Raw genomic sequence first — 20,418 nt, 5'->3', positions numbered from 1 at the left:
AGGTCTTTTTAATGCTGTAACACCAAAAGTGATTAGAAGTTAGCAGAGCGAGGAGTACGTGGGAATGGAATCACGTCACGAACGTTGCCCATACCAGTTACGTAAGATACCAGACGCTCGAAACCAAGACCGAAGCCAGCGTGTGGTACTGTGCCGTAACGACGTAGATCGCGGTACCAGCTCATGTGCTCTGGGTCGATGCCCACTTCACGCATGCGTTCATCTAGGACTTCTAGACGTTCCTCACGCTGAGAACCACCGATGATTTCGCCGATGCCTGGCGCGAGTACGTCCATCGCTGCAACTGTCTTACCGTCATCATTAGCACGCATGTAGAATGCTTTGATGTCTTTCGGGTAGTTCTTCACGATAACAGGAGCTTTAAAGTGCTCTTCTGCTAGGAAACGCTCGTGCTCAGAAGACATGTCGATGCCCCATTCAACTGGGAACTCGAACTCACGACCAGAATCTTGCAGAATTTGGATTGCGTCAGTGTAGTCAACTTGTGCGAAGTCAGAAGAGACAAACTGTTCTAGACGGGTGATGGCTTCTTTGTCGATACGTTGAGCAAAAAACTCAAGGTCATCACGGCATTCTGCAAGTACAGCGTTGAACACAAACTTAAGCATGTCTTCTGCTAATTTTGCTACGTCGTCCAGTTCTGCGAACGCAACTTCAGGCTCAACCATCCAGAATTCCGCCAGGTGGCGGCTTGTGTTTGAGTTTTCAGCACGGAAAGTAGGACCAAACGTGTAAACCTTGCTTAGCGCACAAGCGTAAGCTTCAGCGTTTAACTGGCCAGATACCGTCAGGAATGTCTCTTTACCGAAGAAGTCTTCGTTGTAATCGACTTTACCAGCATCAGTACGTGGTAGGTTTTCCATGTCCAGCGTAGAAACGCGGAACATTTCACCTGCACCTTCTGCGTCAGATGCAGTGATTAGCGGCGCAGATACCCAGAAGTACCCTTGCTCATGGTAGAAACGGTGAATGGCTTGAGACAAGCAGTTACGTACACGAGCGACAGCCCCTATCACGTTAGTGCGCGGACGAAGATGCGCCACTTCACGCAAGTACTCAATTGAGTGACGAGTCTTTGCCATTGGGTAAGTCTCAGCGTCTTCAACCCAGCCGACAACTTTTACGTCAGTTGCTGCAAGTTCGAAGTCTTGACCTTTTGCTGGAGATTCAACAACCTTACCTGTTACTTCGACAGAGCAGCCAGTAGTCAGCTTTAATACTTCATCGTCATAATTATTAAGATTATTAGGGACCACGGCCTGAATCGGGTCGAAACAAGAGCCGTCGTAAATGGCAAGGAAAGAGATTCCAGCTTTGGAATCACGACGTGAACGGATCCAGCCGCGAACAGTGACTTCACTGTCTACTGCAAGCTGACCTTTCAAAACGTCTGATACAGGCGCGTAAGTCATGTTTTTAATATTCTCCATAGAGGTAAAAATACAACTCAACACGGATAAAAACCTTTGCTTTCTAATATTTTGTTTAAAAAACAAACTAAGTGCTGAGTTGGGTAGAATTTTACAGATATAACGAGACATATTACCTGTCAATTCGCCAGCTTCAACCTTTATATTCAATTTGCAGGTAAGAATTAGATGATTCGTACCCAAAACAACCCATCGTGTACCAAAAGAATGACATTGCTACGCAGACAGATAGCGCTCAGTCTGGCTTATTCGTAAATCAGAGTGCGCTTATTCAGCTTCGCCTTAGGCAGTGGAAAACAGGTTTAAACTTGTCTCTTGGTAATGAATTCCTTAGTATTGCGTGTCTTTTTTAGAGCCTGAGAGTCAAGATGAAAACAGAATTATACAAAGAGTTTATGTTCGAAGCAGCGCACCACTTACCACATGTGCCTGAAGGTCACAAATGTGGTCGTTTGCACGGACACTCTTTTTTGGTTCGTCTTTATGTAGAAGGTGAGGTTGACCCACATACGGGTTGGGTTGTGGATTTTGCTGAAATTAAAGCTGCGTTTAACCCCATTTATGATCGATTAGACCATTACTATTTGAACGATATTGAAGGTCTCGAGAACCCAACCAGTGAAGTGCTAGCGAAATGGATTTGGCAGCAACTAAAACCAAACCTACCGCTACTAAGCAAAGTAGAGATCAAAGAAACTTGCACTGCAGGTTGCATCTATAAAGGTGAGTAGAGTGCGATCATCACAATAGCAACAAGTGTTATTTCATCAAGCAAGCATTGAGCTTGCCTTTGTTTTGTCTGACGTTGTCACAACCCATCGCCAATGAATCAACACATTTCAGCACGGGCAGGTACAGATATGAAAAAGCCTGAGCGCATAACTCAGGCTTAATAGGCTTTGATATACCCATACAGCTTATATACTCAGCAGCTTGAGCTCAAACTGCTTAAGCCTGTATTGGTTACATAAGGATTAACAGATCACTTTTACTGCGAGTCCACCTTGCGATGTTTCGCGGTATTTTGCGTTCATGTCTTTCCCTGTCTCTAGCATGGTTTCGATCACTTTATCGAGCGATACCGTCGGAGCAGAAGAGCGACGTAGAGCCATGCGAGTCGAGTTGATTGATTTTACTGCTGCAATGCCGTTACGCTCGATACATGGGACTTGTACTTGACCTGCAACCGGGTCGCACGTCAAACCAAGGTTATGTTCCATGGCAATCTCTGCTGCCATACATACTTGCTCTGGGCTTCCGCCCATCAGTTCAGCGAGGCCAGCCGCGGCCATTGAACATGCTACTCCCACTTCGCCCTGACAACCTACTTCAGCACCAGAGATAGAGGCATTGCGTTTGTAAAGGCCGCCAATGGCACCGGACGCCGCAAAGTAACGGATGTAATCTTTCTCTGTTACGGTTTGAATGAACTTATCGTAATAAGCCAATACAGCAGGAATAATGCCACACGCTCCGTTTGTTGGGGCGGTAACGACGCGACCACCTGCTGCGTTTTCTTCGTTGACCGCGAAAGCAAACATGTTTACCCAGTCAACCACAGACATAGGATCGTTGGTCGTTTTCTCTGACGTCAGCAGTTGTTGACGCAGTGCTGCTGCGCGGCGAGGTACACGTAGTGGCCCGGGTAGGATACCTTCTTCATTCATGCCACGATCCATACACTCACGCATGGTGCGCCAGATATTAGCGAAGTAAGTGCGTGTTTCTTCGTCGGAATGCAGTGCGTGCTCGTTTTTCATGGTTAGAGCGCTGATAGAGTACCCACTTTCACGACATTGCTTGACCAACTCTTCTGCAGTAGTAAAAGGGAACGGTACTTTAATTGGGTTTTCTGCTTCTTTGCCGAAGTTTTCCTCATCAACGATAAAACCACCGCCAATCGAGTAATACGTTTTTGAGTAGGCGATGTCGTCATCGATCCATGCATGGATCTGCATGCCGTTTTCGTGCAGTGACAGGTTACTCTTATGGAAGTTCATACCTCCGTCACGTGGGAATGAAACGGTATGACAGTGCATGCCAACAGGAAGGCGTTCTGTTTCTTCTACACGAGCAATAAAACCCGGAATGGAGTCAATATCGACTTTTTCAGGGGTATTGCCAGCAAGACCCATGATGATTGCAATATCAGTGTGGTGACCTTTCCCTGTCAGTGATAGTGATCCATAAACGTCAACGGTGATTTTAGTGATGTCGCGCAATTTTCCCATAGCACGGAGATCATCAATAAATTCTTTACCCGCTTTCATCGGGCCTACAGTGTGTGAGCTTGAAGGTCCAACACCGATTTTATAGATATCAAAAACACTAATCATATCGATTACCTCAGAGGAAAGCCTCCCTAAAAGGAGTAGGGAGGCTTAATTTTTATCGTTATATTTTTGGATTAATCACACCGCGATTTATCGCTGTGATTAAAGAGCGCCGTAGATTACAGAAGTAATGGCTGCAAGACCACAGATAGCTGTGAAAATTTGCACAGGTGCTGAAGTTTTGTACTTTGCCATTGCTGGAACTTTCTGCATTGCGAAAACTGGCATCAAGAATAGGATTGCCGCAATCATCGGTGCACCCATGGTTTCGATCATACCCAAGATGCTTGGGTTAACAATCGCGACAATCCAAGTTGTGACGACGATGAAGATAAGTGAAGTTTTCTCGATTTTATTTACTGACTTGCTTGAACGAGACTTGATTAGACCAACTAAGCCTTCGTGTGCTCCTAAGAAGTGTCCAAAGTAGCTAGAAGTGATTGCAGCAAATGCAACCAGTGGACCTAAGTAAGAGATCAGTGGAGATTCGTGAACGTTTGCAAGGTAAGAAAGTACCGAGATGTTTTGTGCTTGTGCAGTCGCAAGTTGCTCTGGCGATAGAGAAAGCACGACAGAGAACACGAAGAACATAACAAAGCCCATTAGCATCATTGCTGCACCGCCAGTGATAGCGTCTGTTTTCTGTACAGCGTCTTCACCATACACTCGGCGTTGCTCTTTAGAAAACTGAGAAATGATTGGACTGTGGTTGAATGAAAAAACGATGATTGGAATCGCTAACCAGATGATAGAAGGCATGTCACCCCAGTTTGGTGAGGTTTCCATCATTGAACCATTCCAGTCAGGGATAAGGTAGAACGACAACGCAAGCAAAATGAAGACTAACGGGTAAACCATTGCTGACGTTGCTTTTAGCATCAATTCTTTGCCAAATACAACACCTGCAGTCATCGCGGCAATAAGCGCGCCGGACAGTAGCCAACGAGGGATAGATTCCATACCAATTTGGTTGACAAGGAAAGAGTCAACAGTATTGGTGATACCAACACCGTAGATAAGTACAATCGGGTAGATGGCGAAGAAGTAAGCAAAAGTAATAAGGTTTGCGCCAGTTTTGCCGAAGTGTTCTTCTACTGTGTCGGTAATGTCGGCTTCAGGATTCTTAGAAGAAAGAACGAAACGTGCGAGAGATTTGTGTGCGAACCAAGTCATTGGTGCTGCAATTAGGGCTAAGATTACTAATGGCCAAAAACCGCCCGCACCAGCTTTAATAGGGAGGAATAAAACACCCGCACCTACAGCAGTACCGAATAGGGATAGACACCAGGTGAAATCTTTGTAAGTAAACTTACTAGATGATTGTGCGGTAGAAACCGCGGAAGTATGTGCATTCATTTTTTAATTACTCATTTTGGGAACAGGAAATAAGTCGGGTGCATACTGAATGAATTATCATTATAAAAAATAGATCTAAATCATATAACGTTCGTGCTTATTGAATGATATATCAAAAACGGGTTTTTAATCACGAAAACGATGTGCCACTGGTGATTATTGCTAATGCTATCTATTAGAAAATCTAATTTTAGTGTTTTCATGTATAAAGTTAGAGCGCTGTGATTATTTAAGGCGTTGTTGATAAATAAAACTAATGTCTATGCTGTGTGGTCAGCACGATAGGAAGTGTAGGAGAGTTATATTAGGGAAGGCTGATCTGGCGACCGTTTTTGGTTTTTATCTACACGAACAGTGGTAAACAAGTCTATAGCCCCAAACTATTGTGTGATGATGTGTTTCTGCATAGATTCGATGATTTGTGCCGTCATTCCCCAGATAAAGTGCTGATGGAAAGGGATTGCAAAAACGCGATGTTGTCCGTTTCTTAACCTGAATTTTGAGCTGTAGAGTTTGTTTGGGTTTAAAAGGTGATTCGCAGGTACTTCAAATACGTATTCAACCTCGTTCGGATCGATACGCAGCTTATAGTCTGGAGAGACAAAAGCTAAAAATGGTGTCACATTAAAATAGCTAATGGTGGGTAACTTAGGTAGTTGGCCAAAAATGCGGATATGCTCATTTTCTACCCCTATCTCTTCTTGTGTTTCCCGTAGGGCGGTATTCACTAGGCTTACATCCTGAGCCTCGAACTTTCCTCCCGGAAAACTAATTTGGCCAGGATGGTGACGCAAATGTTCTGCACGTTTTGTCAGAATAACCTGTAAACCATCAGGACGATCGACGAACCCGATCAAGACTGCGGCGTCACGGAGCGGTTTTCCTTTCAAAAAGTTTAAGCGGGCGAGAGATTCTTTGTGATAACCAGTCGGCAACTGCAACTGAAAGTTTTGTAGTAACTTTGTTTTATTGATAACCACACCGCGTCCTTATGTTTCCCATCCATTAATAATTATAGAGGAGCAATGTCCGCTCTCAACTTGTTATCAAGATTATAACGATGGCGCACAGGAGTAAATCAGACATTGGGATAACCACATTTAGAGTACAAAAACGCCCCCAAGACGGAGGCGTGTTATTGGTCATCAAGCAATAATCGCAGTAGAGCCGTTATCATGACTGCAATGCGGGAAGAATCTTCGACAGTTTATCCAGCGTTTCCTGATACTCGGATGCACAATCACTATCTGCCACAACACCACCGCCAGCCCAAGCATAAAGATGGTGATGTTCTGCCACCAACGTCCGGATAGTGATACTCGTATCCATACGGCCATGTCGAGAAATATAGCCAATACTGCCGCAATACGCACTGCGACGGTGTGGTTCCAGTTCCTCGATGATCTGCATGGCACGTACTTTCGGTGCTCCGGTGATAGAACCTCCGGGGAAGCACGCACGAAGCAGATCCGCTGGCGAGTATTGGATGTCTAAATTGGCGCGAATGGTGCTCACCAAATGGTGCACCGCAGGGAAACTCTCGATATCAAATAGCTTTGGTACATGAACACTGCCTGGCGAGGCCACTCGGCCAATATCATTTCGAAGAAGATCCACAATCATCAGGTTTTCTGCTTGATCTTTTTCAGCCGTTTTTAGCTCGTGAGCGTTTGCTTTATCTTGTTCTTCATCAAGCTACGAGGACGAGTGCCTTTGATCGGTTTGGTTTCGATGACTTGATTTTTCAGTTCCAGAAAACGCTCGGGTGAAATACTTAGAATTGAAGATTCAGGCATGCGAATAAACGCTGAAAAAGGGGCTTGGTTGGCCGACTCAAGTTTGAGGTAGGCTTGCCATTCGCTACCCGTATACGCTGCATGAAAACGTTGCGCTAAGTTAATTTGATAGCAATCTCCACTCAACAAATACTCTTGTACACGATCAAAACGCGTTGCGTACGACGATTCAGTCATGTTGGATTGCCATGTTCCAGCCAAACTAAACTCGCTTTGAGGTTGGGCTGTTTGCTTGTTGAGCCAATCCCATGCTTGTGTGATGTTTTGTCCAACTAAACACGCGGTTCTCAGTTTGTGATCGACGATGAGTGCCCATTCATACAAGCCAACGGCCATGTCTGGTGTGTCAAGATCCTTGCTGGCAATCTCAGGCATGGTCTCAACACGACGCCCTAAATCATAGCTGAAGTAACCCAAAGCGCCGCCTGCAAAGGGTATATCCCATTCAGGGCTAAGCGTGACATGAGGTAACCATTGTTGCTGAATTTGGTTGAGTAGCGTAAATGGATCGTCACTCGATACACGGTCTTCTGACGGTGTCTTGATTTGGGTGCTCTCACCAACCGTTTCTAATGTAGCGATCGGGTTCGCAACGAGAATATCAAATCGGCTATCGATGTGGGTCTCGGAAGCGGAGCGAAGCAACATCGCCCATGGCTGGTGTTGGATGCGAGAAAACAGTTCGAGAGAGAAATCTGGTGCGTAATCCAACGCTTTAAAATCAATGAATTGATTGTCCGAGTTATTCATTTTTGTAATTTGTGACAAAGAGATCGTTCACTGCATGGCATGTCATGGGCAGCAAGAGTATCATATTCCTCCGTGTAGCCAAACCTCCTCTATACAAAGGGTTCAGAGAAGGTTTTACTATAAAGAAGGCAACTTCAGTCACTCGTGTTTCGCTCTTACTCATTCGACAATCAGTCATTAAAAACGAATGTTTATAAAAATGAAGCTCATAGAGTAACCAGAATAACAAACACGACGAAGCTCAGCCGATAATGGAAGCAAAACGATAACGAGGCATGTAATGACGGTAATTCGTAAGCAGGATGTCATCAGCAGTGTCGCTGATGCGCTACAGTATATTTCTTACTACCACCCCCTAGACTTTGTTCAAGCCCTTGAAAAAGCCTACCATGCGAAGAAAGCCAAGCCGCGAAAGATGCGATTGCGCAGATTCTAATTAACTCCCGTATGTCAGCAGAAGGCCACCGTCCAATCTGTCAGGACACAGGGATCGTAACGTGTTTTGTCAATATCGGTATGGGGGTTCAGTGGGACTCAACCGATATGACGGTTCAACAAATGGTAGATGAAGGTGTTCGCCAAGCTTATACGAATCCGGATAACCCGTTACGTGCATCGGTTCTGATGGACCCAGCAGGAAAACGTATTAATACTAAAGACAACACACCCGCAGTTGTTCACATTAATATGGTGCCGGGTGATAAAGTTGAAATCCAGATCGCTGCTAAGGGCGGCGGTAGTGAAAACAAAACTAAGATGGTGATGCTCAATCCATCTGACGATATCGCCGAATGGGTAGAAAAAACATTACCAACGATGGGGGCAGGCTGGTGTCCACCGGGTATGCTTGGTATTGGTATTGGCGGTACGGCAGAAAAAGCTGCAGTACTGGCAAAAGAATCTCTGATGGAACACATCGATATTCAAGAACTGATCGACCGTGGTCCGCAAAATGCGGAAGAAGAACTTCGTTTGGATATCTTCAATCGTGTCAACAAACTTGGCATTGGTGCACAAGGTCTTGGCGGATTGACGACAGTTGTCGACGTCAAAATCAAAACAGCGCCAACGCATGCCGCTTCTAAACCAGTGTGTCTGATCCCGAACTGCGCCGCGACACGCCATGTTCACTTTACTCTCGATGGCAACGGTCCAGCAGAGCTTACGCCACCTAAACTGGAAGATTGGCCAGACATCACGTGGGAAGCGGGTGAAAATACGCGTCGTGTAAACTTGGATACTGTCACTAAAGAAGACGTCCAACAATGGAAAACGGGTGAGACGGTACTTCTTTCCGGTAAAATTCTTACCGGTCGTGATGCCGCGCATAAGCGCATTCAGGGCATGCTCGAAAGTGGTGAAGGCCTACCAGAAGGCGTCGATCTTAACGGTAAGTTTATCTACTACGTGGGTCCAGTTGATGCAGTAGGCGATGAAGTTGTTGGTCCCGCAGGTCCAACGACATCAACTCGTATGGACAAATTTACTGACATGATGCTTGATCAGACTGGCATTATGGGGATGATTGGTAAAGCGGAGCGTGGTCCTGCGACCGTTGAATCGATTAAGAATCACAAAGCGGTGTACTTAATGGCCGTCGGTGGTGCAGCATACCTTGTGGCAAAAGCGATCAAGAAAGCACGTGTGGTCGCATTTGAAGACCTGGGTATGGAAGCCATCTACGAATTTGAAGTCGAAGACATGCCAGTCACCGTTGCGGTAGATTCAAATGGCGTCAATGCGCACCAGATTGGTCCAGATACTTGGAAAGTGAAAATCCAAGAAATGGAAGCATAATTAGGTTAGCGTTTACGTCGGGATGGCAACGCCATGTGAGCTTTTTGTTGTTCTCAAGTTTGAGAATGTGACAAGGTGCTGATTTACTTAGCAAACACTTGACAAAAGTGCAGCGAAATCTGCACTTTTTGTCTATATACTTTAAATAAAGCTTTTCATGCATAATGGTGTGGCGTTATGCAGACAATAATTAGGAGACGGCATGCCTCGTTTTATACAAATCTTACAAATAATTCTTGCTGTTGTGGTGGGTGGCTTTGTTGGCTATGACTTGATTCTTCACGGAATCAGTATCTTTGATGAAAAATACGTCACGATTACCTGTGTACTGGCGATTATCTTGGAAATTGCGCTATTCGTTATCTTTAAGCTGATTGAAGACGATTAGGGTATTCCGCTCAGGCTTGAATAATGAGCCAAAAGTCAGAACACCAAAGCCTCTGAAACTCATCAGGGGCTTTTTTGTTTTAGGCTGTTGCAACTTGTGGTGTGCAGTTTGTTCATCTGTGATTAATGTATGTAAAATTAGACTCATACTGGTATGACATGACAAAACGAGTGAGATAAATAAAAAAGCATGAAAAGAATAACAAAAGAAGTGAATGACTTTATCAGCCGTGGCATGGATTCTAATGTTCGAATTGCCGTTACAGGGTTATCCCGTGCCGGTAAAACGGCATTCATTACCTCTCTCGTGAATCAACTTCTTCATACGGCGACTCACGATAACTTACCGTTGCTTGTTGCGGCGAGAGATAAACGTCTGATCGGTGCAAAGCGCGAACCTCAAAGCAATATGATGGTACCTCGCTTTGCTTATGATGATGCGATCAGTCAAGTTCATGCAATGCCACCTCAATGGCCAGTCCCAACTCGCGACGTGAGTGAAATTCGTTTATCGCTCAAATATAAGCCGAACAAAACCACCAAAAAACTCTTGAGCAAGACCGCCGTACTCAACGTTGATATCATCGACTACCCGGGGGAGTGGTTATTGGATTTGCCTCTGTTGGACATGGACTTTGCAACATGGTCGGAGACGCAATTTAATGCGCTTAAAGGCCAACGAGGTGAATTAGCCCAAACATGGCTTGCTGAGCTAGACCGCGTGGATCTCAATGACACCGTGAATGAAAAGCAGCTGGAAAAAGTGTCCCACGCTTACACTGACTATTTGCATTGCTGCAAAAGCGCTGGGCTGCATTGGGTACAGCCTGGTCGCTTTGTGTTGCCTGGCGAATTATCAGGCGCCCCCGTTCTTCAGTTCTTTCCATGCAAATTTGACGCGGAAAAAAAACCTATCAAAGGCAGTAATTTAGCCATGCTTGAAGCTCGCTTTCATGAGTATCAAAACAAAGTTGTGAAGGCGTTTTATAAGCATCACTTTGCGACCTTCGATCGTCAAATCGTGTTAGTTGACTGCTTGCAGCCGTTAAATGCTGGAGATGAAGCGTTTTACGATATGCGTCAAGCGCTAGAGCAAATCATGCACAGTTTTCGATATGGACGCAGCAGCTTTTTGAGCCGGTTGTTTTCACCCAAGATCGACAAAGTACTTTTTGCTGCAACCAAAGCTGACCACGTAACTCCAGAGCAGCACCCAAACTTAGTCTCTTTACTTCAGCAAATGGTGCATCCAGCGTGGCAGACTGCCGCCTACGAAAATATAGAGATGAGCTGCATGAGTATAGCGTCTATTCAGGCTACGACCCCTGGCTTTATCAACTCTGGAGATAAAAATATTCCGGCTTTGCAAGGCACTACGCTTGATGGTGAGTCGATAACAATGTTCCCTGGTGAAGTACCTAAAAAATTACCGAACGCTGCGTATTGGCAAAACAGTGGCTTTGACTTCACCTCCTTTCGTCCAATGCCTTCGTCAATGGATGAACCAATGAAGCATATACGTTTAGATAAAGCGTTAGAGTATCTGATTGGAGACAAGCTGAAATGAATGAGTTTAAAAAGAAGCAAGTCTTCTCTGAAAAAGAACTAAAAGATGAACGCCGTAATGAGTTCGAGGAGTTGACCGCACAAAAAGCCTTCACCGATCGTGAAACGTTTGTGCCCGTCGCGGTTCAAGAAGAGCAAACAGAAAGTAATCCTGAACTGCAACTCGAACATGTGATTCGCCCTAAACCCGGTCGCAAGTGGTTAGCAACTGGCGTGCTGACGACCTTTTCTGGCTTGGTCGGGTGGCAGGCCGTCGACTCAGTGATTACCGCGGTTCAAACGTCCGATTGGCTGGCACTAGGTTGGACTGGATTAATCACAGCGCTCGCGGGCCTTGGCGTTGGCGCGATTGGTAAAGAGCTGTGGAAGTTGCGTAAACTGAGAAATCACTTTAGTGTCCAAGAGGAAAGTGAAGCGCTTCTTCGTAGCGACAGCGTGGGAAAAGGCAAAGCATTTTGTGAAAAAGTCGCTGAGGAAAGTGGCGTACTGGCTGAAAATCCTGGCTTTGATCGATGGGCAAACAGTGTTAATCCGGCACACAGTGACGCTGAAATTCTTGATATGTATGACTCAATGGTCGTGACTCAACAAGATAAACTCGCGACGAAAATCGTTTCTCAGCACGCTACCGAATCTGCGGCCTTAGTGGCGGTCAGTCCACTTGCCGCGGCAGACATGTTGCTGGTGGCGTGGCGCAACTTTAAAATGATCGACAACCTATCAAAAGTCTATGGTGTCGAGTTAGGCTACGCGTCGCGCATCAAATTGTTCAAAGCAGTATTCGTGAACATGGCGGCGGCGGGAGCCAGCGAACTGGCAATAGATGCAGGTATGGATCTCATGTCGATGGATCTTGCAGGGAAAGTTTCGGCGCGCGCAGGGCAGGGGTTAGGCGTTGGTATTCTCACCGCACGTTTAGGTCTAAAAGCCATGGCGCTGTTACGTCCACTACCATGGCACCCTGATCGTCAAGTCAAGCTTGGTACGATTCGAAAAGCCATTGTGGCGAAAGTTGCATCAATCACGATGAAACCTTAACCAATATCACTTTTGAACGATAGCACTGCTTGACGCCATACTTTGGTTGATAGAAACTACTGTCAACTTTTCCTGACAGTTGTGAATTGGGATATTTTCAGTGCGTCTTGAAGTCTTATGTGAAGATAGACTCGGTCTTACCCGAGAACTGCTCGATATTTTAGCGTCTAAAAGTATCGACTTACGAGGTATCGAAATTGATATCAGTGGCATCATCTACTTGAACTGCCCAGATATCGACTTTGATACCTTTAGTGAGTTGATGGCAGAAATACGCCGTATTTCTGGGGTAAAAGACGTACGTAAAATTCAATTTATGCCCATGGAGCGACACAATACTGAGTTGCTCTCGTTGGTCGATAATTTACCCGATCCAGTGTTTGCCATTGATCTTAAAGGGGCTGTTGACATGGCGAATATGGCGGCGTTATCACTACTCGGGTTGGACAAGCAAGAGGTGATAGGAACGCAAATCGGAGCTTTGCTACCGAGTGTTCATTTTTCACGTTGGTCAGAGGGTGTGAATACACGTACCCGTGAAAACCTTGTCCTCGACGGATTAGATTACGTGCTGGAACTGATGCCGGTGTATATTCGAGATGAAGCGAAAAACTCGACATTAGCCAGTACTCTGATGACAATACGCTCTAGTCAGCAGGTGGCAAAAGTGGATGAAACTCTACCACTGCACAACCCGTTAGGTTTTGAGCACTTTGTTGGCTTATCTAATCGCCATAAAGCTTTAATGACCCAAGCTAAGAAGCTATCTGTTTTGGACCAACCTCTGTTGATCGAAGGAGAAACCGGCACCGGCAAAGAGATGCTTGCGAAAGCTTGTCATAGTCGTTCTGGCCGAGCTAGCAAACCCTTTTTGGTCCTGAGCTGTGCTTCCATGCCCGATGATGTTGCAGAAACCGAGCTGTTTGGTCATGCTCCTGGCTCATTTAACCACGAGCAAGGGCACAAAGGTATTTTCGAGCAGGCAAACGGCGGTACGGTTTTCCTTGATGAAATCGGTGAAATGAGTTCACACCTGCAAATAAAGCTTCTGCGATTTCTTCAGGATGGTAATTTCCGCCGTGTTGGAGCAGAAGACGAAATGCACGTCGACGTCCGAATTATTGCTTCTACCAAACACAATCTGGCCGAGTTGTCCGAAGCGGGGCGTTTTAGAGAAGATCTTTATTATCGGCTTAACGTACTCACATTAACGATTCCGCCATTACGTAAGCGGTCTAACGATGTTGCACCGTTGTTGGAATTGTTTGTCACTAAGCATGCTCAACAGTTGGGGCTCGATAAGCCAGAGTTTGATCAAGGGCTGGTGGATGCGTTGGTTAATTATCAATGGCCGGGGAATATGCGTCAGTTAGACAACATGGTGCTGCGTGCGCTCACAGAAATGGACGGGCCGATTTTGAAAGCTGAGCATTTCAACCTACCGCAACCTCAGTCAGTTGGGGGAAGTAGTGCGACCCTCAATTTGGATGGCTCACTGGATGAGATCATGCGAGATTACGAATCGCAGATTCTCGAGCGTTTGTACCAATCATTCCCATCAAGTCGTAAATTAGCAAAACGCCTCAATGTATCTCACACCTCTATTGCAAATAAGTTGCGTGACTATGGGATTCGCAAGAACTAAGACAAGCTCATGAGTCTATGGAAGTCGACATCTATAATGGAAGATAAAAGCTCATCCGTCGCCGTACATAAGTTGGACGGCGACTTACTGCTCAGAACTGCCGAAATTGGCGATGCTGATATGATCGCCGAGTACTTTAACACCAATCGAACGTACTTAAAGCCCTTTGAGCCTAAGCGAGAGGAGGCGTTCTTTACTGTCAACGGTTGGTTGCAAAAGCTGATTAAACTCAACGAACTACATCGCTTGGGACTCGGTTACTATTGCTTGCTCATTGATCACGAGACTCAAAGCATGCTGGGTACGATCTCCTTCAGTGGCCTGACGAGATTTCCGTTTTACTCATGCAATGTTGGTTATTCACTTTCTCAAACCGCGCAAGGGCATGGCTACATGCGTCGAGGTTTGAAAATGGCGTGTGATTACATGTTTGATGTTCAAAAAATGCATCGAATTCAAGCGGGTTATATGCCACGTAACAAACGTAGTGAAGCGGTGCTAGAGCACGTAGGATTTAACAGAGAAGGGTATGCAAAAGATTACCTGTTGATCAACGAACGTTGGGAAGACCATATCTTAACTGCATTGATTAATCCAAATTGGCAGCCCGAGGCACGTAAACATGGATAGATTAGAAAAGCAGTTAACGCTTCTCATAGAGTTAGACCAGTTAAAAACGGTACTGCGACGTACAAGGATCAAAAGTGCTGATGGACGTTTAGAAAACAGCGCGGAGCATAGTTGGCATGTTGCTTTGATGGCGGTTTTAATGCAAGAGCATGCAAACGCGCCTGTCGATATCTCACGAGTCATGAAAATGCTCTTAATCCATGATGTTGTTGAAATCGATGCTGGGGATACGTTTGTCTACGATGTTGCTGCAGCAGAAAAGCAAGCGGAAAAAGAAAGCAAAGCAGCGCAGCGTTTGTTTGGTATACTGCCGAGCGATCAAAGTGAAGAATTACTGACACTGTGGTATGAATTTGAAGCCGCAGAAACAGACGATGCAAAATATGCCAAAGCGCTAGACCGTCTGATACCCATGCTTTTGAACTTTCATAACAATGGCCAAAGTTGGCAAGAGCACGGTGTAACAAAAGAGCAAGTGCTTACCGTAAATAAAAGAATTGAACTTGGCTCTGTTTCACTTTGGGACAAAGCCAAAGAAATGATTGAAGAAGCCACCGACAAAGGATGGCTGAAGTCGTAATAAAGGAGACTGAATGTCTTATTTGCCTTTGGACCAATACCAAAGAAAATGGATTTTTACCCACCAGTCGATGCCGGTACCGGAAGAAGACTTAGCTCAGATTAAGCCAATGACTCAGGCTCGAGCAGCTCAATTTTGGAAAGAGAACATCAGTGCTCAAAGTCCAGACATGGACAGACTAAGTGCTCAAGATTGGCCGATGAAAGACTCAAACTGGACATCTCAAGCCAGTTGGATGGCCGAGTGGGAATCCGATGAGCCTGAATTACCAGAAGATGTAGAAGCACACATCGATTGGCAAGATGATGTGACGGTTTATTTCTGTTACGAGAAGTACAACATTGTCGAAACTAAATGGGCAATATTCAAAAAGCATTGGAAAAACTTTCTATTCTACGATGACGGACCAATTTTAATCGGTCGCCGCCGTTCCCAAGCCCTATGGTTTGATTCAAAGGGTAACGTCAAACTCGGTGAACGCCATTAGTTCTACTATTTAAATGTTATTAAGCCACCTAATCGGTGGCTTTTGTTTTTTTAAAGGCTTGATAGTGGGCTTTGAAATTTCATATCAAGAGACAGCGGTGTTTGGAAAAATCCCTGTAAAGAAAAACAATATAACGCTTAATCCAAAATAGGTAGCTTTCGATAGTTTGTTCGAGTAATGACGAATTAACTTATGTTCTTTCAAGCTAAGTAGAAATTGGGATTTCATAAGGTGTAATGAATCTGTTTTTTTGTACAGTGTTTTTAAATGAGCACTCACTCAGGAATTAACCTGCTTTTAGCCATATAAATGCGTGTATGAGCACAGAGGTTCACACTATATCTACATGAGTTTCATATACATAGGTGGTAGTATGTGAAACTAGTTTAATTCAACGTTTGGCTGAAAGACGACTAAAAGCGGTATAGAAAGCGTTATGTGCTAAAAGGTTCTAAAAGGATTTCGAATGAGTAAGTTATTAGAAGAGTTACTAAAACGTGGTTTTAAAGCAAAAATACGTAACAAGAACATTTTTGTTAATCTTTCTCTATTCTCTTTTCCAGTATCAATAACTCACAACGCTGAGCTAAATACTTACGAACTAAAAATGGAATACTGGCGATATATCGTAGTGATGATAGGTCTTTCTATTAATGTGGTAATAGGTTTTGTCTACGAAAATGTAGCTCTGAGCTTTTTCATTTTGGCTATTGTGTTATGCCAGCCAATAGGATTGTATATAGCAAAGTCTAGAGCCAAAGCATTAGCAGAATACCTTAGTTCAGTTAATGGTGAAGCACGCACATAACAGTAATAGTTATGCTGCTTGTTATAGAATCTCATAGAGTCTTCTCCGTTTTGGTTTCGTCGCCTTCCAGCTTAGTCGAGAGGCTAAGTTGGAGGAGAAGGCTCAATGAGTATCAAACAATTTAAGAGTGATTCGGCACGCGTGGCATTTTACTATGCGTTGGTTTTAGTGGTTAAGGTGGTATGCGGAAGCACCGTATTGCGCGCCTCACACCTTAATTGGGCGTTGATATGACCCTCACTGTCAATTAAAACGTAGAAGTTTCTGCTCCTGTATTTCCAGAGCCTTTGTTGTTCAATAGAGAGTGTTATCGCACAGATGAAGCAAGTAATGTCGTCGGTTCTCATGCTGATATACGTGGATTACTCACTTATTGGTGAGCAGAGCCTACCTTACTTGTTCCGTCGTGGCACCTGTCTTCAGTCTATGCTCGTGGTTCAATACAGCTTGCGCTCTATTGCCGTCCTAACGCCGTCGGTGGTTGTGCCGCTCCCGATGTTTCATCCAATGCGATAACACTTGTTCTTTATTCATGCTGGTAATCTGGCAATTCGTGTTTTGGGATCAACGTTGCTGATCACCACCTCCCGAGCAATTGCCCAGATGTAAGCGATCATCTCTCTGGCGATGGCGACCACCACGATACTTCTGTGTTTACCTTTTTGTAGCAAGCGTTGATAACGACGACATAACCGTTGTTGAGCCTGCCAAGCGATGTCAACGATCTCTTTGGGCAGGCCTTCCTGCCTGAGTTGCAGCTCTGCGGAGAGGTTAGCTTTGTGCTTGTAGGTGTGTGCACCTTCAACCAGCAATCGTCTTGCTCGACTATTGCCGCATTTGGTTGAGCTTCCGCGCCGAGTTTTGCCTCCGCTGGAGTTTTCTGTGGGGACGAGTCCAAGATAAGCCATGAGTTTTCTCGGGTGGTCGAATCGTCGTAAATCGCCCAGTTCGGCTATCGTACCTAGTGCAACAAGTAGTCTCACACCACGCATGGCTTGGATGGCTTTGACAACAGGATAATAGCGCCAGTTCTTTACTTGATGGAGCAGTTCATTATCGAGCCTTTGAAGCCTTTGGATTCGTTCACTGATGGTGATGATCATCTCTTGTAGAACGATTTTCTGACTATGGTGAGGAAGAATGAGGTCGGTCAACCATCGTAGATGCTTTTTGGACCAATTATCGTTCACCGTGGCTTGAATATTGTTGCGAAGAAGAAAACCTTTGAGTTGAAACTCGGCATCTTTGAGATCTTTCATGGCGGTTTCCCTGGCTCGAGAGAGATATCGAATGGCTTCATCTTCAGCTTCTGGAACATATATTGGCGTGAGCTCTTCAGCCTTTAACAACTTGGCAAGTTTTGCGGCGTCTCGCTTGTCATTTTTGACGCGGTCGCCAGCTTTCTTGGGAATAAGTGATGGGGCGATGACATAGCAACAATGTCTAAGGCTGGTTAGTAAGCGGTACGTCCAGTACCCACATGGTCCAGCTTCATAGGCAAAATGCAGCGTTGCTTTCGGGTACTTAGATTGCAGCTGTTGAGCCAGTTTTATCACGGCGGACTTATTGGACTTGATCCGCCCTAAGTGCTGTATATTGGCTCCCCGGTGATCTTGTAAAACAGCGACTTGGATAAACGATTTGTGTGTATCTAAGCCAATGAAAATTATGCTATCGTTATTCATGCTAGCCTCCAAATTTAGTTGTTTGACACACTAATTATGGCTCTGGCTTTCAGCTAACCCGCGATATTGGAGGCTAGCACCTCGTGGGGGTCATTATGTCTATATGTTCTAAGGAGGAACGGTGGTAGTAATATATGGAATCAAAGAGTATTTGAACCCGATCAAGGCTCAATTATCTGATGTAATTCAAGCCACTATGACACAAGTGTTGAGTCTGCCCGAAAGCAAGCGCGCTCACAGAATTGTTCCACTCGATCAGTCTGACTTCTATTATCCAGAAGGTCGTACGGATGCTTATACAGTCATCGAAATCAATATGATGGAAGGGCGTAAAGCTGAAACTAAAAAAGCTCTTATAAAGACACTTTTTGCCAATATCGAATCTAGCTTGGGTATTTCTCCTGTAGACATCGAAATCACGATCAAGGAGCAACCACCACACTGCTGGGGTTTTCGTGGCATGACCGGAGATGACGTTAAAGACCTAACATATAAGGTAAATGTCTAGCTGTGGATATGGTGGAAACAAACGTATAACAAAGCGTTTAAGGCAGATTCGCAACGCTTGGCAGTTTTGGTTTGAATCCGCTTTAGTGTTTACGGCACAATGTTTTATGTTAGGTGGTAGCGTTGCTCACTACTTATTAACGCGGCGTTAGCAATCAAGGAGAAATTGAAGTTGAGTGGTTATCAATTGAATTTAGAAAATCGGCTGAACATGCTTGATGAGACTTGGGCTTAATTAATAAGTAATGGAGTCACCAACGAAACAGAGTTAGTTCTAGAATTTAGCTACTTATGTCCAAATAAAGCGTCAGCCATTCAACTAAACGATGCTCTTGGAAACTATGAGTCACTGATCAGAAGTGAGGGGTTTATTAACCTCTCATGGTTTGTTGAAGGATATTCTCACCCGACAACGGTAACCAAAGACATCCTTGTTCAATGGTTAGACTTTATGGTGGCAAAAGGTTGGGAGTTTCAATGTATATTTGATGGCTTTGGGGCTTCGTTTAGTTAAATTGCTAACAAACTGTTCAAGCAGATTCGGCACGCGTGGCATTTTTGGGTTTGCGGTTAGTTTTGTGACTACGGAGTAGTGCAGAAGCATTTGCATAGCGTGCCTCACTACCTAACAGGGCGTTAGCTTTAAAAAGGGTACGTATGTTCCTATTTAAAATTAATGATTCAAAAATGTCATATAGCTTTAAAGCATCGGTATTAAGTGCCAGTATTGCCTTTGTTTTAGCGTGTTTGTATCATTTTTTCGTTGGCTTGCCTGAAGAAGCGCCTAATGAGAACTTATCGTTCTCCCTTTATGATGCGCTTGGTTTGATTCTATTCGCTCCATTTGTAGAAACGATACTAATAGTCCTACTCATATGGTTAGCTCAGAAGTTCATGCAAAATATACTATTGGTCGCTTGTTTGGTTGCCTTGTCTATTTCAGTTCTTCACTCTTTAAGCCATCCATTGTGGGGATTGTTCACGCTTGCCCCGTTTGTTGTTTTTTGTCTCGGTTTTCAGGTGTGGCAAAAGGTATCTACATCTGAGGGTGCAAAAGTCGCTTTCTTAACTCACGCCTTTCATAATAGTTATGTGTTAATTCTGGTGGGGCTATCAGCTTAAAGCTAACAAACGCTTTAAGACGGATTCGCACGCTTGGCGATTTTGGTTTTTTTTGGCTTTTGTGTTTACGGTGTAATAATTTGGTGTAGTGGTAGCGTTGCTCACCCTTAAGCGGGCGTCAGCTCTATGCTGAAAAATGGAACTGTATGGAGGTTGGCATGAGTATCAAAGAGTCTGATTGGAAAGTCTTTTGCGAAATCAAAAATGAAGCAATTCAGCTGTATTGCACGAGACAACTGAACGAAGTCATTGATACTATTACTGACGAGTCAGAACTGGCAGGAGAAAGGTTTCATTTTATGTGTCAGTATTCCAAAACGTCAGAAAAGCAGATGAAGCTTATCTTTGATGGTCATTCTCGCAATAAGGCATTTATTCAGCTCATGCTAATGTGTGAAGAAAATTTGGTTGCACCAGAGCAGTTCGAACGCCTCTCGGATGAGGTCAAAAAAGACATTACGTCGTTGTTGAAAAAACGAG

18 protein-coding genes and 3 pseudogenes are annotated in these 20,418 nt (G+C 44.6%); 14 read left to right on the top strand and 7 right to left on the bottom strand.

What is annotated here, in order from left to right:
• Positions 1-32: 32 nt before the first annotated feature.
• Positions 33-1,433 (bottom strand): asparagine--tRNA ligase, encoded by a 1,401-nt coding sequence (asnS, locus tag SU60_RS16770; protein WP_041156536.1) that lies wholly within the window; start codon positions 1,431-1,433, stop codon positions 33-35.
• Between the two features lie 386 nt (positions 1,434-1,819).
• Between asnS and queD the strand changes: the two genes are divergently transcribed.
• Positions 1,820-2,182, top strand: coding sequence for a 6-carboxytetrahydropterin synthase QueD (gene queD, locus SU60_RS16765; RefSeq protein WP_041156535.1), 363 nt, complete (start codon positions 1,820-1,822; stop codon positions 2,180-2,182).
• A gap of 243 nt (positions 2,183-2,425) precedes the next feature.
• Here the strand turns inward: queD and SU60_RS16760 are convergent, their stop codons facing one another.
• The 4 genes and pseudogenes from SU60_RS16760 to pabB all read right to left on the bottom strand — a co-directional run bounded on the left by SU60_RS16760 (position 2,426) and on the right by pabB (position 7,686).
• Entirely contained in the window at positions 2,426-3,787 is a 1,362-nt protein-coding gene (locus SU60_RS16760; protein ID WP_041156534.1) for an L-serine ammonia-lyase, read from the bottom strand.
• Positions 3,788-3,886: 99 nt separating this feature from the next.
• Entirely contained in the window at positions 3,887-5,140 is a 1,254-nt protein-coding gene (locus SU60_RS16755; protein ID WP_041156533.1) for an aromatic amino acid transport family protein, read from the bottom strand.
• 380 nt (positions 5,141-5,520) lie between these two features.
• Positions 5,521-6,120 carry a CoA pyrophosphatase gene (locus SU60_RS16750; RefSeq protein ID WP_041156532.1) on the bottom strand — a complete coding sequence of 200 codons (600 nt, stop codon included), beginning with the start codon at positions 6,118-6,120 and terminating at the stop codon, positions 5,521-5,523.
• A 193-nt stretch (positions 6,121-6,313) separates the two neighbouring features.
• Positions 6,314-7,686 (bottom strand): annotated as a pseudogene (gene pabB, locus SU60_RS16745) (aminodeoxychorismate synthase component I).
• A gap of 280 nt (positions 7,687-7,966) precedes the next feature.
• Between pabB and SU60_RS16740 the strand changes: the two are divergent.
• From SU60_RS16740 to SU60_RS16705, 8 genes and pseudogenes are all read left to right on the top strand, one after another.
• Positions 7,967-9,483, top strand: a pseudogene (locus SU60_RS16740) (fumarate hydratase).
• Positions 9,484-9,685: 202 nt separating this feature from the next.
• A complete protein-coding gene (locus tag SU60_RS16735) occupies positions 9,686-9,871 on the top strand; it encodes a hypothetical protein (protein WP_041156531.1) in 186 nt (61 codons plus the stop codon).
• 189 nt (positions 9,872-10,060) lie between these two features.
• Positions 10,061-11,437, top strand: coding sequence for a YcjX family GTP-binding protein (locus SU60_RS16730; protein WP_041156530.1), 1,377 nt, complete (start codon positions 10,061-10,063; stop codon positions 11,435-11,437).
• Positions 11,434-12,474 carry a YcjF family protein gene (locus SU60_RS16725; RefSeq protein WP_041156529.1) on the top strand — a complete coding sequence of 347 codons (1,041 nt, stop codon included), beginning with the start codon at positions 11,434-11,436 and terminating at the stop codon, positions 12,472-12,474. The genes SU60_RS16730 and SU60_RS16725 overlap by 4 nt, the downstream gene beginning before the upstream one ends.
• A 100-nt stretch (positions 12,475-12,574) precedes the next feature.
• The gene (gene tyrR, locus SU60_RS16720) at positions 12,575-14,119 is read left to right on the top strand and encodes a transcriptional regulator TyrR (RefSeq protein WP_041156528.1); all 1,545 of its coding nucleotides are present in this window, start codon (positions 12,575-12,577) and stop codon (positions 14,117-14,119) included.
• A gap of 36 nt (positions 14,120-14,155) precedes the next feature.
• A complete protein-coding gene (gene rimJ / locus SU60_RS16715; protein ID WP_041156527.1) occupies positions 14,156-14,749 on the top strand; it encodes a ribosomal protein S5-alanine N-acetyltransferase in 594 nt (197 codons plus the stop codon).
• Complete coding sequence (locus SU60_RS16710) at positions 14,742-15,329, top strand: HD domain-containing protein (RefSeq protein ID WP_041156526.1); 588 nt, start codon at positions 14,742-14,744, stop codon at positions 15,327-15,329. The genes rimJ and SU60_RS16710 overlap by 8 nt, the downstream gene beginning before the upstream one ends.
• 13 nt (positions 15,330-15,342) lie before the next feature.
• On the top strand, positions 15,343-15,816 hold the full coding sequence (locus tag SU60_RS16705) for a DUF2947 domain-containing protein (protein ID WP_041156525.1): 474 nt from the start codon (positions 15,343-15,345) through the stop codon (positions 15,814-15,816).
• 59 nt (positions 15,817-15,875) lie between these two features.
• On the opposite strand, the pseudogene SU60_RS22795 reads toward SU60_RS16705, so the two are convergent.
• A pseudogene (locus SU60_RS22795) lies at positions 15,876-16,044 on the bottom strand (phage integrase N-terminal SAM-like domain-containing protein); the annotation flags it as partial.
• A 238-nt stretch (positions 16,045-16,282) separates the two neighbouring features.
• Between SU60_RS22795 and SU60_RS16700 the strand changes: the two are divergent.
• Positions 16,283-16,624, top strand: coding sequence for a hypothetical protein (locus tag SU60_RS16700; protein WP_041156524.1), 342 nt, complete (start codon positions 16,283-16,285; stop codon positions 16,622-16,624).
• 318 nt (positions 16,625-16,942) lie between these two features.
• Positions 16,943-17,140, top strand: a complete 198-nt coding sequence (locus SU60_RS21775) for a hypothetical protein (RefSeq protein ID WP_128814706.1) — start codon at positions 16,943-16,945, stop codon at positions 17,138-17,140.
• A gap of 14 nt (positions 17,141-17,154) precedes the next feature.
• Here SU60_RS21775 and SU60_RS16695 read toward each other — a convergent pair whose 3' ends face one another.
• The gene (locus tag SU60_RS16695; protein WP_041156523.1) at positions 17,155-18,309 is read right to left on the bottom strand and encodes an IS110 family RNA-guided transposase; all 1,155 of its coding nucleotides are present in this window, start codon (positions 18,307-18,309) and stop codon (positions 17,155-17,157) included.
• 121 nt (positions 18,310-18,430) lie between these two features.
• Between SU60_RS16695 and SU60_RS16690 the strand changes: the two genes are divergently transcribed.
• The 3 genes from SU60_RS16690 to SU60_RS16680 all read left to right on the top strand — a co-directional run.
• On the top strand, positions 18,431-18,817 hold the full coding sequence (locus tag SU60_RS16690; RefSeq protein WP_041156522.1) for a tautomerase family protein: 387 nt from the start codon (positions 18,431-18,433) through the stop codon (positions 18,815-18,817).
• Between the two features lie 656 nt (positions 18,818-19,473).
• A complete protein-coding gene (locus SU60_RS16685) occupies positions 19,474-19,938 on the top strand; it encodes a hypothetical protein (protein ID WP_041156521.1) in 465 nt (154 codons plus the stop codon).
• 158 nt (positions 19,939-20,096) lie between these two features.
• Positions 20,097-20,418 (top strand): hypothetical protein (locus SU60_RS16680; protein WP_041156623.1); only part of this gene is annotated, 322 nt, incomplete at its 3' end.

The organism is Vibrio mytili, from assembly GCF_000830505.1.
GTDB lineage: Bacteria > Pseudomonadota > Gammaproteobacteria > Enterobacterales > Vibrionaceae > Vibrio > Vibrio mytili.
This window is presented reverse-complemented; position numbering and strand designations above follow the sequence as displayed.